At 66.8% G+C, this 16,976-nt stretch carries 10 protein-coding genes; 6 read left to right on the plus strand and 4 right to left on the minus strand.

Annotated elements, in window-relative coordinates; translation table 11 throughout:
* Positions 1-94: 94 nt before the first annotated feature.
* On the minus strand, positions 95-1,951 hold the full coding sequence (locus M2421_RS09860) for an ABC-F family ATP-binding cassette domain-containing protein (protein WP_259206376.1): 1,857 nt from the start codon (positions 1,949-1,951) through the stop codon (positions 95-97).
* A 356-nt stretch (positions 1,952-2,307) separates the two neighbouring features.
* Here M2421_RS09860 and M2421_RS09865 point away from each other — a divergent pair, with 356 nt between their 5' ends.
* Positions 2,308-4,701 carry a TonB-dependent receptor gene (locus tag M2421_RS09865; protein WP_259206377.1) on the plus strand — a complete coding sequence of 798 codons (2,394 nt, stop codon included), beginning with the start codon at positions 2,308-2,310 and terminating at the stop codon, positions 4,699-4,701.
* Between the two features lie 218 nt (positions 4,702-4,919).
* A complete protein-coding gene (gene ybaL, locus M2421_RS09870) occupies positions 4,920-6,620 on the plus strand; it encodes a YbaL family putative K(+) efflux transporter (RefSeq protein ID WP_259206378.1) in 1,701 nt (566 codons plus the stop codon).
* 104 nt (positions 6,621-6,724) lie between these two features.
* On the opposite strand, the gene M2421_RS09875 is transcribed toward ybaL, so the two are convergent.
* A complete protein-coding gene (locus M2421_RS09875) occupies positions 6,725-8,038 on the minus strand; it encodes an aminotransferase class I/II-fold pyridoxal phosphate-dependent enzyme (protein ID WP_259206380.1) in 1,314 nt (437 codons plus the stop codon).
* Between the two features lie 123 nt (positions 8,039-8,161).
* Positions 8,162-8,734 (minus strand): hypothetical protein, encoded by a 573-nt coding sequence (locus M2421_RS09880; protein WP_259206381.1) that lies wholly within the window; start codon positions 8,732-8,734, stop codon positions 8,162-8,164.
* A 229-nt stretch (positions 8,735-8,963) separates the two neighbouring features.
* On the opposite strand from M2421_RS09880, the gene M2421_RS09885 reads away from it, so the two are divergent.
* On the plus strand, positions 8,964-9,614 hold the full coding sequence (locus M2421_RS09885) for a hypothetical protein (protein WP_259206382.1): 651 nt from the start codon (positions 8,964-8,966) through the stop codon (positions 9,612-9,614).
* Positions 9,615-9,881: 267 nt separating this feature from the next.
* Here the strand turns inward: M2421_RS09885 and clpB are convergent, their stop codons facing one another.
* The gene (clpB, locus tag M2421_RS09890; RefSeq protein WP_259206383.1) at positions 9,882-12,467 is read right to left on the minus strand and encodes an ATP-dependent chaperone ClpB; all 2,586 of its coding nucleotides are present in this window, start codon (positions 12,465-12,467) and stop codon (positions 9,882-9,884) included.
* 182 nt (positions 12,468-12,649) lie between these two features.
* On the opposite strand from clpB, the gene M2421_RS09895 reads away from it, so the two are divergent.
* The 3 genes from M2421_RS09895 to M2421_RS09905 all read left to right on the plus strand — a co-directional run bounded on the left by M2421_RS09895 (position 12,650) and on the right by M2421_RS09905 (position 16,961).
* On the plus strand, positions 12,650-13,144 hold the full coding sequence (locus tag M2421_RS09895; protein ID WP_259206384.1) for a sigma-70 family RNA polymerase sigma factor: 495 nt from the start codon (positions 12,650-12,652) through the stop codon (positions 13,142-13,144).
* Positions 13,134-14,105: a FecR family protein gene (locus M2421_RS09900; protein ID WP_259206385.1), complete on the plus strand. Its 972-nt coding sequence runs from the start codon at positions 13,134-13,136 to the stop codon at positions 14,103-14,105. The genes M2421_RS09895 and M2421_RS09900 overlap by 11 nt, the downstream gene beginning before the upstream one ends.
* Before the next feature lie 87 nt (positions 14,106-14,192).
* Entirely contained in the window at positions 14,193-16,961 is a 2,769-nt protein-coding gene (locus tag M2421_RS09905) for a secretin and TonB N-terminal domain-containing protein (RefSeq protein ID WP_259206386.1), read from the plus strand.
* The last annotated feature ends 15 nt before the right edge of the window (positions 16,962-16,976 follow it).

Here is a 16,976-nt window from a genome sequence, read left to right on the forward strand (position 1 = left end):
TGGCCGGCGCAACGCCGCCGCCCGGCGCATCCACGCATGGCGTGGATCTACGCAGGATGCGGCACGTACCCACGTGCCGCATCACCCACCGCGATCAGGCGTCCAGCAATTCCATCCACGCCTGCTCGGCCTTGCCGAGCAGGGTGGCGGTCGCTTCGCGGTCACGGCCAAGCACGGCCATGCGGGTCGCATCGGCGTAATTGGCGGGGTCGGCCAGCTGGCGGTCCAGGTCGGCCAACAGGGCTTCCAGTTCGCCCACCTTGGCTTCGGCAGCGGCCAGCTTGTGCGGGTTGGCCGGCTTCCGGGCCGGCAGCGGCGGCGTCGGCGGCGCCGGTTCCGGCGCGGCGGCGGCCATCTTCTGCTTGGTGCCCTGTGCGGCGGGCCGCGAGCGCAGCCACGCCGCATACGCGTCCAGGTCGCCGTCGAACGGCTCGACCACGCCATCGGCCACGCGCCAGAAGGTGTCGCAGACCAGGCCGATCAGGTGGCGGTCATGCGAGACCATCACGATCGCGCCCTCGAAGTCGGCCAGCGCTTCGGCCAGCGCTTCGCGCATTTCCAGGTCAAGGTGGTTGGTCGGTTCGTCGAGCAGCAGTACGTTGGGCTGCTGGTAGGCGATCAGCGACAGGGCCAGGCGCGCACGCTCGCCGCCGGAGAAGCCATCCACCGGTTCGAACGCACGGTCCCCGGCGAAATTCCACTTGCCGAGGAAATCGCGGAAGGTCTGGTTCGGTGCATCCCGGTCCAGGTCGCGGAAGTGCTCCATCGGCGACTGGCCTTCGTGCAGCGACTCCACCGTGTGCTGGGCGAAGTAGCCGATGCGCAGGTCCGGGTGCGCGGCGCGCTCGCCACTCAGCGGGGCCAGCTCACCGACAAGCGTCTTCACCAGCGTGGTCTTGCCCGCGCCGTTCGGGCCCAGCAGGCCGATGCGCTGGCCGGCTTCCAGGCCGAAGCCCACGTTGTGCAGGATCACCGAATCGGCGCCGTAACCGGCGTCGACGTGGTTGAGGCGGATCAGCGAGAACGGCAGCTTGGCCGGCGGCGAGAACTCGATGCGGAACTCGCGCTCGGCGCGCACCGCCTCGGTGCCGGCCAGCTTGGCCAGGCGCTTCATGCGGCTCTGCGCCTGGGCGGCCTTGCTGGCCTGCGCCTTGAAGCGGTCGATGAAGCTCTGCAGGTGGGCGCGCTCGGCCTGTTCCTTGTCGTGCGCGATCTGCTGCTGGCGCAGCTGCTCGGCGCGCTGGCGCTCGAAGTCGGTATAGCCGCCGGGGTACAGCTTGGCGCCACCGCCATGCAGGTGCAGCGTGTGGGTGGCCACGTTGTCGAGGAACTCGCGGTCATGCGAGATCAGCAACAGGGTGCCCGGGTACTTGAGCAGCCACTGTTCCAGCCAGAACACCGCGTCCAGATCGAGGTGGTTGGTCGGTTCGTCGAGCAGCAGCAGGTCGCTGGGCATCATCAGCGCGCGCGCCAGGTTCAGGCGCACGCGCCAGCCGCCGGAGAACGAGGACACGGCCCGCGAGTGCGTCTCGGCCGGGAAGCCCAGGCCGTGCAGCAGCTTGCCCGCCCGCGCTTCGGCGTCATAGGCGCCGATCTCGGCCATCTTCTGGTGTGCAGTGGCGACCGCCTCCCAGTCTTCGCGCGCAGCCGCATCGGCCTCCATGCGCATGACGGCGGCCACCTCGGTGTCGCCCTCCAGCACGAACTGCAGTGCCGGATCGGGCAGCGACGGGGTTTCCTGGGCGACGCTGGCGATGCGGACCTTGCCGGGCAGGTCGACATCACCCTTGTCCGCCTCCAGCTCACCCTTCACGGCGGCGAACAGGCTGGACTTGCCGGCCCCGTTGCGGCCGACCACGCCGACGCGGTACCCCGCGTGCAGGGTCAGGTCGACATTGGACAACAGCAGCCGCTCGCCACGGCGCAAGGCGAAGTTACGAAGGGAAATCATCTTGGGGGGTCCATATAACGGAATGGAATGTGCTGGTAAGCACCCTTCCTGCGACGTAATTCTAACGTTAACGAATACTTGACGCGCCCCGGGATGCGCGGCAGGTCTCGTTCTCTCTCCCACGACCCTGCCCGCGCTTCCCCGGGACCCTCCCGTTGAACCCGCCAACTGACCTGCATATTCACGTAAATGGTTGCTGCTGCAACGTTTTTTGGATTATGGCAGGCATTTGACAAGCGATGAATATCCCGTTAATTCGTTTATTGCGCACCGCAACACCCGCCTTCGCCGACCCCGCCCCACCCCGTCGCGATGTCGTTCCGGTGCCGCGCCATTCCTACCGGAGCCCCACCCTGATGAACCGCAAGACCAGTACGCTCGCCGCCGCCGTCGCTGTCGTCCTCGGCGCGTCCAGCTTCGCCGCCCTGGCCCAGGACGCGCCCGCGCGCACCGCGGCCAATACGCTGGACACCATCATCGTCACCGGCACCCGGGTGGCCGACCGCACCGTGGCCGAGTCGCAGTCCCCGATCGACATCATCACCCCCGAAGCCCTGCAGTCCACCGGCACCACCGAGCTGGCCACCGCACTGGCGCGTGCCCTGCCCTCGCTGAACTTCCCGCGCCCGGCGCTGACCGACGGCACCAGCGGCATCCGCCCGGCCCAGTTGCGCGGCCTCTCCCCGGACCAGGTGCTGGTGCTGGTCAACGGCAAGCGCCGGCATACCTCGGCGCAGATCAACGTCAACGGCAGCATCGGCCGCGGCTCGTCGGCAGTGGACATCAATGCGATCCCGATCGCGGCCATCGAGCGCGTGGAAGTGCTGCGCGACGGCGCCTCGGCCCAGTACGGCTCGGACGCCATCGCCGGCGTGGTCAACATCGTGCTCAAGGGCTCCGCCTCCGGCGGCAGCCTGGCCGTGGATGCGGGCCAGTACTCGGCCGGCGACGGCAACAAGTACCAGATCTCCGGCGATGCCGGGATCGGTTTCGCCGACGGTCGCGGCAGCGTGCACGTGGCCGGGCAGATCCTGCAGCAGGATGAAAGCAACCGCGCCGGTCCGTACCTGGGCACCACGCCCAACACCGGCAACTTCCCCGATATCGGCCAGAAGACCTTCGTCGTGGGCGACCCGCAGGTGGACGCCACCGCCGCGTCGGTCAACGCCAGCTTCCAGTTCAACGACCATGTCTCGGCCTATGCCACGGCGATGGCCAGCAACCGCGACATCACCTCGTTCGCGTTCTACCGCTCGCGCACCAACAGTGGCCAGGGCGCGCTGCTGGCGCAGACCTATCCGGACGGCTTCGTGCCGCAGATCAACCAGTACTCCAAGGACCGCTCGCTGGTGGCCGGGGTCAAGGGCGACACCGACAACGGCTGGACCTGGGACGTGAGCGCCAACCACGGCGAGAACACGATCGACTTCCACACCCGCAACAGCATCAACTACAGCCTCGGCCTGACCAGTCCGCGCTCGTTCTACGACGGTGCGCTGAAGTACACCCAGGACATCGTCAACGCCGATCTGACCAAATCGCTGGACTGGGGCCTGGCCTACCCGGTCACGCTGTCCTTCGGCGGTGAGTACCGCCGCGAGAAGTGGGAGCAGTCCGCCGGTGAAGCCAATTCGTACTTCGGCAGCGGCGCGCAGGGCTTCGGTGGATTCACCCCGCTCAACGCGGTGTCCAACGATCGCCACAACTACGCGGTGTATGCCGGGCTGGAGGCAGACCTCACCGACAAGTTCTCGGCCGGCCTGACCGGTCGCTACGAAGACTATTCGGACTTCGGCGACAAGTTCTCCGGCAAGCTGTCGGCGCGCTACGCGTTCACCGACAAGGTCGCCCTGCGCGCCACCGCGTCCTCCGGCTTCCGCGCGCCGTCGCTGGCCCAGCAGAGCTACCAGGCGGTAACCAGCACGATCGTCAACGGCGCCTTCGTCGAACGCGGCACCTTCCCCACCACCAGCCAGGCCGCGCAGGCACTGGGGGCCAGCCCGCTCAAGGCCGAAAGTTCCACGTCCTACAGCCTGGGCCTGGTGCTGCAGCCGGTCGAACGCCTATACCTGACGGTGGATGCGTACCAGATCGACATCGACGACCGCATCGTGCTGTCCACCAACATCACCACCAATGCGGCGGCCAACTCGCTGCTCAGCGGGCTGGGCCTGCCGGGCGTCACCGCGTTCTCCTACTTCACCAACGGCGTGGATACCCGCACCCGTGGCGTGGATGCGGTGTCCAGCTACAGCATTCCCTTCAGCGCCAGCACCTTGGAACTGACCGCGGCCTACAGCTACAACGAAACCGAGGTGAAGAAGTTCATCGCCTCGCCGCCGGTGTTCGGCACGCTGGGCATCACCCAGTCGCTGATCGGTCGCGATGAGATCGGCCGCATCGAGGACAGCTACCCGCGCGACAAGACCATCCTCAGCGGCACCTGGCGCAGCGACCATTGGGACCTGAACCTGGCCGCCACCCGCTACGGCAGCTTCACCGTGCGCAACTCGGCCACCGCACTGCGTGACCAGACCTACGACGCCTCGTGGGTGCTGGACGCGTCGGTCAGCTACAAGCCGAGCGAGAACTGGGCACTGACCCTGGGCGCGGACAACCTGCTGGACGAGTACCCCGACCGCACCGTGGACCTGCAGAACTCCACCTGGGGCATGTTGCCGTACAGCAACTACTCGCCGTACGGGTTCAATGGCGCGTACGTGTATGGCCGCGTGACCTACAAGTGGTAAACACCTCTGCCTGATGACCGCCATGCCCCGGTACGCCGGGGCATGTGCGTTTGGGCTGTGCAAATACGGGGATCTGCGCATTCATCGCTCCGCCCGTCCTTTGTCCGGGACAGCACATCACCTGACCATGGGGACATACCAGCATCGCCGCACGCAGTGTTTGCCCGGATCGGCCGCATCGGTGAAAATCGGGACATCCCCTATTTCTGCGAGCCCCGATGCACCATGACACCGACCTGATCAACATCGTCGCCGTTGGCCTTGGGCTCGCCTTCATCCTGGGCGCGCTGGCCAACAAGCTGCGTTTGTCTCCCCTGGTCGGCTATCTGGTTGCGGGCATCTGCGTAGGGCCGTTCACCCCTGGCTTCGTGGCCGACCAGGCGCTGGCCAACCAGCTGGCCGAGATCGGGGTAATGCTGCTGATGTTCGGCGTCGGCCTGCATTTCTCGCTGAAGGACCTGATGGAGGTCAAGGCGATCGCCATCCCGGGTGCGATCGGCCAGATCCTGGTCGCCACCCTGCTCGGCTGGGGCTTGGCCGCGTTGATGGGCTGGCCGGTGATCTACGGCGTGGTGTTCGGTTTCTCGCTGGCCACCGCCAGTACCGTGGTGCTGCTGCGCGCGATGGAAGAACGGCGCCTGCTGGAAACCACGCGCGGCAAGATCGCGATCGGCTGGCTGATCGTGGAAGACCTGGCCTGCGTCCTGGCCCTGGTGATGATGCCGGTCCTGGCCGGCGTGTTCGGCCCGGATGCGGCCAATGAAACCCATACCGTCGGCAGCGTGCTGGCCAGCATCGGCTGGACCTTCGTGCAGCTGGGCCTGTTCGTGGCGGTAATGCTGGTGGTCGGGCGCCGGGTGATCCCGTGGATCCTCGAGCGCATCGCCGGTACCGGCTCGCGCGAGCTGTTCACCCTGGCCGTGCTGGCGATCGCGCTGGGCGTGGCCTTCGGCTCGGCGATGCTGTTCGGGGTGTCGTTCGCGCTCGGTGCATTCTTCGCCGGCATGCTGCTCAACGAATCGGAGCTGAGCCACAAGGCGGCCAATGATTCGCTGCCGCTGCGCGATGCGTTCGCGGTGCTGTTCTTCGTCTCGGTGGGCATGCTGTTCAATCCGGCGATCCTCATCGAGCACCCGTGGCAGGTATTGGCGACCGCGGCGATCATCATGTTCGGCAAGTCCGCCGCCGCGTTCGTGATCGTGCGCGCGTTCGGGCACCCCACCGGCACCGCGCTGACCATTTCGGCCAGCCTGGCGCAGATCGGCGAATTCGCCTTCATCATCGCCGGCCTCGGCGTGACCCTGAAGATCCTGCCGCCCACCGGCCAGGCGCTGGTGCTGGCCGGTGCGCTGATCTCGATCATGCTCAACCCGCTGGTGTTCGGGCTGCTCGACCGTTGGCTGGCCAAGCACCAGGAAACCACCCCGACCGCCGTCGAGATCGAACTGCCGCCCGGGCCATCGCTGGACCTGCACGACCACGCCATCGTGATCGGCTACGGCCGTGTCGGCAGTGCGCTGGCCCAGGTACTGCGCGACCGCGGGGTACCGGTGCTGGTGATCGACGACAACAAGGAACACGTGGCCGAGGCGCACGCGGCCGGCCTGCCCGGTATCCGCGGCAGTGCCGCCTCGGACAAGGTGCTGGCCGAGGCCCATCCCGAGCGCGCCAAGATCGCGGTGCTGGCCATCCCGCAGCCGCTGGAAGCGGGCGAAACCCTGGCCAAGCTACGCGCGCTCAACCCGGGGCTGACCCTGCTGGCCCGCGCGCACAGCGATGCCGAAGTGAAGCATCTGCTCGAGCACGGCGCCGACGGCACGGTGATGGCAGAACGCGAACTGGCGTATTCGCTGGCCGAGATGGTGATGGCCACCCCGCCGTACCGCACTCTGGGCAAGCACAGCATCCCGGTGGTGTAACGCCGCGGGCGGCCCGTCGCGTCGCATTCGGGCTCCACGCGTGACCGATCCTGCGCAAAAACCCCACGGCGGTCGGCCCGCACCGACCGCCGTGGGTCCCGCCTCTACGCCTTGGACAGCGCCTGGGCCAGATCGGCCAGCAGGTCGTCGATGTGTTCGATGCCGATGGACAGGCGAACGGTGTCTTCACTCACGCCGGCCCTCTGCAGCTCGGCCGCATCCAGTTGCCGGTGCGTCGTGGAGGCCGGATGCGTGGCCAGCGACTTGGCATCGCCCAGGTTCACCAGCCGGGTGAACAACTGCAGTGCATCCAGGAAGCGAGCGCCGGCCGCACGCCCGCCGGGCAGACCGAAGGTGAGCACGCCGGAGCCGTGGCCGCGCAGGTACTTCTGCACCAAGGCATGCTCAGGGTGATCGGGCAGCGCCGCGTAGTTCACCCAGTCGACCTTGGCGTGGTCGCGCAGGAACGCGGCCACCGCCAGCGTGTTGGCGTTGATCCGGTCCATGCGCAGCGCCAGCGTCTCGATGCCTTGCAGGATCAGGAAGGCATTGAAGGGCGAGATCGCCGCACCGGTGTTGCGCAGCGGCACCACACGTGCGCGCCCGATGTACGCCGCCGGACCAAGCGCCTCGGTGTAGACCACGCCGTGGTAACTCACGTCGGGCTCGTTCAAGCGCGGGAAGCGCTGCTTGTGCTCGGCCCACGGAAAGCGTCCGGCGTCGACGATCGCCCCGCCCAGGCTGGTGCCATGGCCGCCCAGGTACTTGGTCAGCGAATGCACCACGATGTCGGCACCGAAGTCGAACGAGCGCTGCAGGTACGGGGTGGCCACGGTGTTGTCGACGATCACCGGCACCCCATGCGCATGGGCGATCCTGGCCACCGCTTCGATATCGGTGATGTTGCCGCGCGGATTGCCGATCGACTCGACGAACACCGCCTTGGTGCGTTCGTCGATCAGCGCGGCGAAGGCGTCCGGGTCGTCGTAGGCGGCGAAGCGGGTCTGGATGCCGAACTGCGGCAGGGTATGCGCGAACAGGTTGTAGGTGCCGCCATACAGCGCGCTGGAGGAGACGATGTTGTCACCGGCTTCGGCGATGGTCTGGATCGCGTAGGTGATGGCGGCCTGCCCCGAGGCCAGCGCGAGTGCGCCGATACCGCCTTCGAGCGCGGCGATGCGCTGCTCCAGCACGTCGGTGGTGGGGTTCATGATGCGCGTGTAGATATTGCCCGGCACCTTCAGATCGAACAGGTCCGCACCGTGCTGGGTATCGTCGAAGGCATAGGCCACGGTCTGGTAGATCGGCACCGCCACCGCGCGGGTGGTGGGGTCCGGGGTGTAGCCGCCGTGGACGGCGATGGTTTCCGCCTTCCACTGCGGTGCTGGGGCCTGCCCTTGACTACCGTGCTCTGCCATCACGCCTCCTCCGGTTGAATGCGGACGATAGCGCAGCACAGCACCGCCGCACGCGTCGGCTCATGCCGATTACGCATGGGCTTGTAAGCGGCGGTGATCTACGCTCCGGCCGGCACCCCTGCATCAGGGACAGGGGTGCTGCGCGTCCTTCTCATTGCAGACCTTCACCTGGCCGAGGTAACGCACCCAGGTGGTCATCTGCTCGCGATCCGGGACGAAACGGAAGGCCTTCTGCACCACGTACAGACTGGCCCGGCCCTGGATGCCCTTGAGCCAGGTGTACTCCGGCTTGCCTGTCTGCGCGTTGTTGGGGCAGATCATCTGCGCCACCGCAATCGGATAGCCGTTCTCCACGTCCTCAAGGATCAAGGTCACGCTGGCCTCCGGGCAGGCCTGCATCCAGCCCTTGCCGATGATGTCCAGGAATTCGCGCGGCGGCACGTGCGCCGAGTCGCGGAACTGCTGCACGGTGAGCAATTCCGTCCAGTGCTGCACGTCCTCCCCCTTGGGAACGAACTCGAGGATCCGGTTGCCGGAGCCGGGCTGGGTCGCCTCATAGCCCTGCACATAGTCCGCGGTGGTGGGGCGCAACAACACTTCGGAACTTGCTGCGGTGGCGGCCTCCTGTGCGTGGGCCGTTGCCAGCATCGACAAGAGAGTGGCAAGGCAGCCGGCGAGGGGCAACGTGCGAGACATGGGCAATCCTTGTGGAGTGTATATCCGTGCTGATCCTCAGCGGCCTGGAAACCACGGGCCAGTGGGGCGAAGGAAGCGTAGCGCGGCAAGGGGGGATGCAGGGGAAACCGCGTCTCGCAGGGCGCAATTTCAGAGAATCCCTACCCTTCTGCCGGCTTGGAATCGCGCACAATTCTCTCGACAAGCCTGACATCGAACAGGGTGGGCACAGCCCCGTCCCGGAGTGGCAATGAACGCAACTGCCCCAGTGGTTCAAAGAGTGCGGCGCCGCCTGAGCACGGGCGCAGTCGTGTTGGCCGCTCTTCTGCTAGCAGGCTGCTCTGAGCCAACGTATCCACCCTATGCGCTTGATCCGCACCCCAAGGATGCGGTTGAAATCCTCATCAACGTGGAAAACGGGCCCAACGGCCTGGAGGCACATCAAGCACGCGCCTCTTACCACGTGGCCAACCAGAACTGTCTGCCAGAGGTCACCAACCTTCAAGGTGTGCAGCAGGCGCCAGCAACTTACGCGGTCACCTTGCCGGTCAGGGACCTCGGTGATGGCAAGTATTCTTTCGTCCTGTTTCTCGATCAGATGTCCGAGAAGGATTACTACGGGCGCGGCCCCTGCCGCTGGGAGCTGGCGCTGGCCTGGGCCGATTTCGAGTTACCCGATGTCAATGAGCGCGTCTACTTCCGCGCGAGCTCCACAAGTGAAGCGCTGGAGCAAGGCGTGGTGACACGCTACCTGCCAAGGCATGTCCATGCACAGGACAATGGACGGCCCTACCTGGCGAACAGCATCAGCGAAGACGAGCTCGATTCGCTTGCACAAGCGCTCAAGCAAGAAGCCTTCAGCATTCACATGGCTGCAGCCAGCAAAGCACGCCTGAAATGAATCCAAGGACCCACGTCAAACTATCCGACGTCGCACATACCTCACCGACCATGGGTCACGATGGGAAAAACGCTCCCGTCAAAGTGGATGGCATCACGTAGAAAGCCATCGCACGCAGAGACACCTGCTGCGGAGAAAAGGGAGCGAGAGATCAGAGCGCCGCAACAAAGACATTCATGGTCGCGCGGGCGCGGATTCGGCACCGAGGGCCCGTACCGCGAAGTACGCCCCCGCCCGTAGGCAGGGGCTTGTTCACGGGCGCCGGGCTCAGCCCTTCACGAACACCAGCTTGCCCTCGGCCGCATCGACCTGGATCACGTCGCCGCTGAGGAACTCGCCGGACAGGATCTTCTGCGCCAGCGGGTTTTCCAGCTGCGACTGGATCGCACGCTTGAGCGGGCGCGCGCCGTAGACCGGATCGAAGCCGACGTTGCCCAGCAGCTGGAACGCCGCATCGCTCACCTCGATGCGCAGGTTGCGCTCGGCCAGCCGCTTCTCCAGGCCCTGCATCTGGATGCGGGCGATCTGCTTGATCTGCACCTTGTCCAGCGGGTGGAACACCACGATGTCGTCCAGGCGGTTGATGAACTCCGGGCGGAAGTGCGCCTGGACCACGCCCATCACCGCGGCCTTCATCTGCGTGTAGGCCTCCGGGCTGTCATCGCCGCTCATGTCCTGGATCTGGTGCGAGCCCAGGTTGGACGTCATCACGATGACGGTGTTGCGGAAGTCCACGGTGCGGCCCTGACCGTCGGTGAGGCGGCCATCGTCGAGCACCTGCAGCAGGATGTTGAACACGTCCGGGTGCGCCTTCTCCACCTCATCCAGCAGGATCAGCGAATACGGGCGACGGCGCACCGCCTCGGTGAGGTAGCCGCCCTCTTCGTAGCCCACGTAGCCCGGGGGCGCACCGATCAGGCGGGCCACGCTGTGCTTCTCCATGAACTCGCTCATGTCGATGCGGATCATCGCGTCGGTGCTGTCGAACAGGAACTCGGCCAGCGCCTTGCACAGCTCGGTCTTGCCCACGCCGGTGGGGCCCAGGAACAGGAACGAGCCGCTGGGACGATCCGGATCGGAGAGCCCGGCGCGCGAACGACGCACGGCATCGGACACCACCTTGATCGCCTCTTCCTGGCCCACCACGCGGTCATGCAACATGTCTTCCATGCGCAGCAGCTTGTCGCGCTCGCCTTCCAGCATGCGGTTGACCGGGATACCGGTCCAGCGCGAAACCACTTCGGCGATCTCCTCGGCGGTGACCCGGTCCTGGACCAGCTTGAATTCGGTGGTCTCCACTTGCTGCGCCGCGGCCAACTGCTTCTCCAGCTGCGGCAACTGCCCGTACTGGATCTCGCTCATGCGGCCAAAATCCTGCCGGCGCTGGGCCGATTCCAGCTCCAGCCTGGCCTGCTCGATCTGCTCCTTGATCCGGGTGGCGCCCTGCAGCGTGGCCTTCTCCGACTTCCAGATTTCGTTGAGGTCGGAGAACTCGCGCTCCAGCGCATCGATATCGCTCTCCAGGTCGGCCAGGCGCTGCCGCGAGGCCTCGTCCTTTTCCTTCCTGAGCATCTCGCGCTGGATCTTCAGCTGGATCACGCGACGCTCCAAGCGATCAAGCTCTTCCGGCTTGGAGTCGATTTCCATGCGGATGCGCGAGGCGGCTTCGTCCATCAGGTCGATGGCCTTGTCCGGCAGCTGGCGGTCGGCGATGTAACGATGCGATAGCGTGGCGGCCGCGACGATCGCCGGGTCGGTGATTTCCACGCCATGGTGCACGGCGTACTTTTCCTTGAGCCCGCGCAGGATCGCAATGGTGTCCTCCACGCTGGGCTCGCCCACCAGCACCTTCTGGAAGCGGCGCTCCAGCGCGGCATCCTTCTCGATGTACTTGCGGTACTCGTCCAGGGTGGTCGCACCCACGCAGTGCAGTTCGCCACGGGCCAGCGCCGGCTTGAGCATGTTGCCGGCATCCATCGCGCCATCGGCCTTGCCCGCGCCGACCATGGTGTGCAGCTCGTCGATGAACAGGATCACCTGCCCTTCGCTCTTGGCCAGGTCGTTGAGCACGGCCTTGAGGCGCTCTTCGAATTCGCCGCGGAACTTGGCGCCGGCGATCAGCGCGCCCATGTCCAGCGACAGCACGCGCTTGCCGCGCAGGCCTTCGGGCACTTCGTCGTTGATGATGCGCTGGGCCAGGCCTTCCACGATCGCGGTCTTGCCCACGCCGGGTTCGCCGATCAGCACCGGGTTGTTCTTGGTCCGGCGCTGCAGCACCTGGATGGTGCGGCGGATCTCTTCGTCGCGGCCGATCACCGGGTCCAGCTTGCCGCTCTCGGCGCGCGCGGTCAGGTCGATGGTGTACTTCTCCAGCGCCTGGCGCTGTTCTTCGGCGTTTTCCGACTGCACGCTTTCACCGCCGCGGATCTTGTCGATCGCCGCGTCGATGCGGGTCTTGTCGGCACCGGCGGCGCGCAGCGCCATGCCCAGCGTGCCGCTGTCGTCCAATGCGGCCAGCACGAACCACTCGCTGGCGATGAAGGCATCGCCGTGCTGCTGGGCCAGCTTGTCGGTGTTGTTGAGCAGGCGGTTGAGGTCGTTGCCGATGGACAGGTTGCCTTCCTGCCCGGAGACCTTCGGCAGCGCATCGAGCGCCTCGTTGAGGCGTTCGCGCAGCACCGGCACGTTGACGCCGGCCTGGGACAGCAGCGGGCGCGTGCTGCCGCCCTGCTGGTCCAGCAAGGCGGTGAACACGTGTACCGGCTCGATGATGTTGTGGTCGCGGCCCACGGCCAGCGACTGCGCGTCGGCCAGCGCCTGCTGGAAACGCGAGGTGAGTTTGTCCATCCGCATGGGGAGTTCCTCTTTCGTGTCATGGCCAGCGTGGCTGGCAGATGTAACGGATATGCGGTTGTCGCGCAGTGATTCAAGACAAATCGGCACTGGCAATACAGCGTCGGTATTGCCATACTTGCGAATCATTCTCATTCACATCAATACGGGTGCGGCGCCGTCCGCGCTCCCAAGGCACTCCCATGCAGGCACAGCGCGAGCACCTGGTCACCCTTTACCGGGACCACCGCAGTTGGTTGCATGGCTGGCTGAGCGGGCGCGTGGGCTGCCGCGAGACCGCCGCCGATCTCACCCAGGACACCTTCATCCGCCTGCTCCAGGACCGCGACCTGGCCGCCCTGCGCGAACCCCGCGCGTTCCTCACCACCGTGGCACGCGGACTGGCCGCCAACTGGTTCCGCCGGCAATCGCTGGAGCGCGCCTACCTGGACCAACTGGCCGCCCTGCCGGAGGGGGTGGTGCCGTCGCTGGAAGACCAGGCGCTGGTGCGTGAAGCGCTGCAGCAGATCGATGCGATGCTCGATGGCCTGCCCGTGGCGGCGCGCCAGGTCTTCCTGCTGGCCCAGTTCGAGGGACTGCGCTACGAGGCCATCGCACAGCGGCTGCACCTGTCGCTGAGCACGGTGAAGCGGCACATGAAGCGGGCGTTGGTCGGCTGTCTTGCCCATGCCGGCTGAACACCTGGGCAGCGGCGAGCCCCTCCCGCGCGAGGCGCTCGAACAGGCCGCCGACTGGCTGCTGCGCCTGCATGACGATGACAGCCCGGGCACGCGCGCCGCCTGCGAACGCTGGTGTGCGCAACACCCCGACCATGCACGTGCCTGGCAGCGCGCGCGGCACCTGCAGGCGCTGGTGGCGCAGGTACCCGGTGACTGGGCATTGCCGGTGCTGGGCCGGCCGCAGGATCGGCAGCGTCGCGCAGCGATCAAGCGCATTGGCCTGTGGATGACGCTGGTGCCGGGCGCCTGGCTCGGGTGGCAGATGGTTGCGCGGCCCTCGCCCGGGCAGGCCGAACGGACCGCGATCGGCGAGCGGCGTCGCGTGATCCTGCCCGACGGAAGCGCGCTATGGCTGGACACCGATACCGAGGTGCGCGTGGAGGTCGATCCGCTCCACCGTCGGGTCCGGCTCGAGCGCGGCCAGCTGCAGGTGGACACCGCCGTGGATCGTCATGCGCCCGCGCGTCCGTTCGAGGTGGTTACCGTACACGGTCGGGTACGTGCACTCGGCACGCGCTTCAACGTTCGCCTGTCGCCACATCGCACCCGCCTTGCCCTGTTCGATGGCGTGCTTGAAATCCACGCAGGTACCCGTCCTGCGTGGCGGCTGGCATCCGGGCAGCAAGCCTGGTTCGACACCGCGGGCCGCCACGCCAGCGAGGCGCTGGATGCCAGCGTCGCCGCCTGGACCAGAGGCATGCTCGAGGTCGATGCCCGGCCGCTGGGCGAGGTGCTCGCCGCGCTGTCCCGATACCGCCGGGGCGTCCTGCGCTGCGATCCCCGGATTGCGGCGATGCCGGTTTCCGGCGCCTACCCGCTGGACGACAGCGAGCGCAGCCTCGCCCTGCTCGAAGCCACCTACCCCGTGCGGATACACCGCAGCGCCGGCGGGTGGTGGGTCGTGGTCGCACCGGGTTGAGGGTTCGCGGCTGGTTTCTGCGCCGGGTGACATTTTTTCCGTGTTCGCGGGGCAAGTAGGGGACTCCTTCTCATTCCATCGCCCTCCATGACCTCCCGTCCTGCCCTGATTGCCCGCAGCGCCCTGTCCTTGGCCCTGATGGCCACCCCGATCTTCGTCCATGCCCAGGCCACGCCGCCTGGCCAGGCCCACGCCGCGGTGCCGCTGGGCCGCGCCCTGTCCGGGTGGGCCGGCCAGCACGGCGTGGCGCTCGCGTTCGACCCGGGACTGACCGCCGGGCGGCAGGCGCCCGCGCTGGCCCCGGGGACGACGCTGGAGGAAGGCTTCGCCCGCCTTCTCGATGGCACCGGCCTGCAGGCGGTACGGCGGCGTGATGGCAGCTACGCCCTGGAGCCTGCCGCCGCAGTGCCAGCGCCGCGCGGACGGATGCCGGCGCTCAAGGTCGGCGCACTCACCCAGCCGGCGTTCCGCTACAGCGAGGGCCTGGCCCTGGAAGCGGATTACCTGCAGGCGCAGGTCGCGGGCAACGGCGACATCGGCAGCATGCTGCGCATCAACCCCGCCGTGCAGTTCGACAACGCCCAGCTGAGCAGCTATACGCCGGGCGACATCAGCCCGGCCGAGATCAGCATCAACGGAGCGCAGTTCTACCAGAACAGCTTCCTGGTGGATGGCATGAGCTTCAACAACGACATCGATCCGGGCCAGGAAGGGTCGCCCTACCGCCTGTTCGCCGCGCCCGGTGGCAGCCAGGCGCTGGCCCTCGATACCGACCTGCTCGACACGCTGACGGTGCTGGACAGCAACGTCCCGGCCGCCTATGGCGGCTTCTCCGGGGGCGTGGTCGACGCCAGGCTGCGACGCCCCAGCGACGCGTTGTCGGGCAGCATCTCGCATCAGATCACGCGGTCGGCATGGACGCGTTACCACATCGCCGAAGCGGACGCGGAGAACTATGCCAACGCCTCGTCGTGGGGCGACGGCCAGCCCGAGTTCGACAAGGCCATCACCCGCATCACGCTGGAAGGCCACCCGAGCGAGCGTGTCGGCCTGCTCGCCAATTTCACCCGCAAGCGCTCCACCATCCCGACGTACTTCTACTCGTCCCACCTCGTGGACGACTACGGTCGCGAGAAGGCGATGCAGCGGCGCGAAACCACCCAATCGCTGCTGAAAGGCGTATGGGACGTCAACGAACGGCTGACCGTGGATGCCACGCTGACCCACACGCCAACGGAGAACCAGTTCTTCCGCTCCAACATCCGCCATGCCGGCATCCGGATCGAGACAGGCGGCACCCTGGCGTCGTTGCGCGCGGCATGGACCACGGACTGGGGCACCGTGACACAGCAACTGGGCTGGTCGGACACCGAACAATCGCGCGATGCCGAGCAGGACGACTACATGACCTGGTCGCGCTCGACCAGCAAGGACTGGGGAACCACCGCGCTTACCCTCGAAGGTGAATTCGGTGATATCGAACAGCGCCAGAAGCGACTCCAGTACAAGCTCGACCTCAAGACCGATGCCCTCCAGGCATTCGGCGGGGAGCATCGCCTCGGTGCCGGCGTGTTGCTGGAACGCGATGACTTCCGCTACGCGCGGCTGACCGAGAGCAGCACCTACACCACGCCGGCGCGCACCAGCACCTGTACCAACCGCGCCGGCGTCACCGATGCCCTGACCTGCGCGATGGGCACCACCACCAGCGGCTGGCCCGGCCAGTACCTGACCCGGCGCACCCGCTACACCACCGGTGAGATCGGCTTCGACACCGAAACCTACGGCATGTATGTCGAAGACGACATGCGTTTTGGCCCGGTCTCGGTGCGCCCCGGCCTGCGCATCGAGCGCGATACCTACATCGGTCGAACGACCGTTGCCCCACGACTGGCCGCCAGCTGGGAGGTCCGCGACGGCACCCTGCTCACGGCGGGCGCCAACCGCTACTACGATCGCGACATCGCCACCTGGCGGTTGCGCGACGGCGTCAACCGCCTGCGCTACAACAGCGAGCGTCGCACCAGCCTCGACAGCGACTGGACCGTGGGCACCCAGGCCAGCAACGACACCCATTTCGATCTGGACCGGGTCGGATACGCGGACGAGTTGATGCTGGCCCTGCGCCAGGACTGGGCAGGTCTGCGCGTCAACCTCAAGGCGGTCAACCGCAGGTACCGCGACCAGGTGATCAAGGTGCAGGGCCGGACGCTGGACCAGCAGGTCGACGACCCGACGCTGGCCACCAGCTACGACACCTGGACCAATGGCGGCCGTGCCGAGACCAACATCTACTCGCTCACCGTGCAGCCGCTGCGCAATCTGGCTTGGGGCGGCACGCGCTCGACGGCGCTGCTCGCGCTGGACTGGACCGATCAGCGCAGCACCCTTCCCGAATACGATGACCAGTCCGATCTGTTCTACCAGAATCCCTGGATCCGCTACGACGGCGACTTCATTCGTTACCGGGATCTGCCGCCGGACAACTACAACCGCCCCTGGACCGCGCGCCTGAGCACGATCACCCGGATCGACCGCTGGAACCTCACGGTGAGCAACCTGCTGCGTTACCGCGCCGGCTACCGGGCCATCCGCGATACCGGCAGGAACGTCCTGTTCGACGGCGAGGCCGCGCGCGTGTGGGAACAGCAGTCCTATTCGCCCGCGCTGACGTGGGACCTGCGGTTGGCCTGGGAGCAGCCGTTGCCCTCCAGCGCCGGCCGCATTTTTGCCAACGTTGACGTGACGAACCTGCTCGACAAGGCCAACGCCTATGGCGAGTCGAGCAGTGCCACCCGCACGGTGCTGTACGAAACCGGCCGCCAGTTCTGGCTGGAGCTTGGCTATCGTTTCTGACTGCGCGAATCGCCG

This window comes from Stenotrophomonas sp. BIGb0135 (assembly GCF_024810105.1).
Lineage (GTDB): Bacteria > Pseudomonadota > Gammaproteobacteria > Xanthomonadales > Xanthomonadaceae > Stenotrophomonas > Stenotrophomonas maltophilia_AB.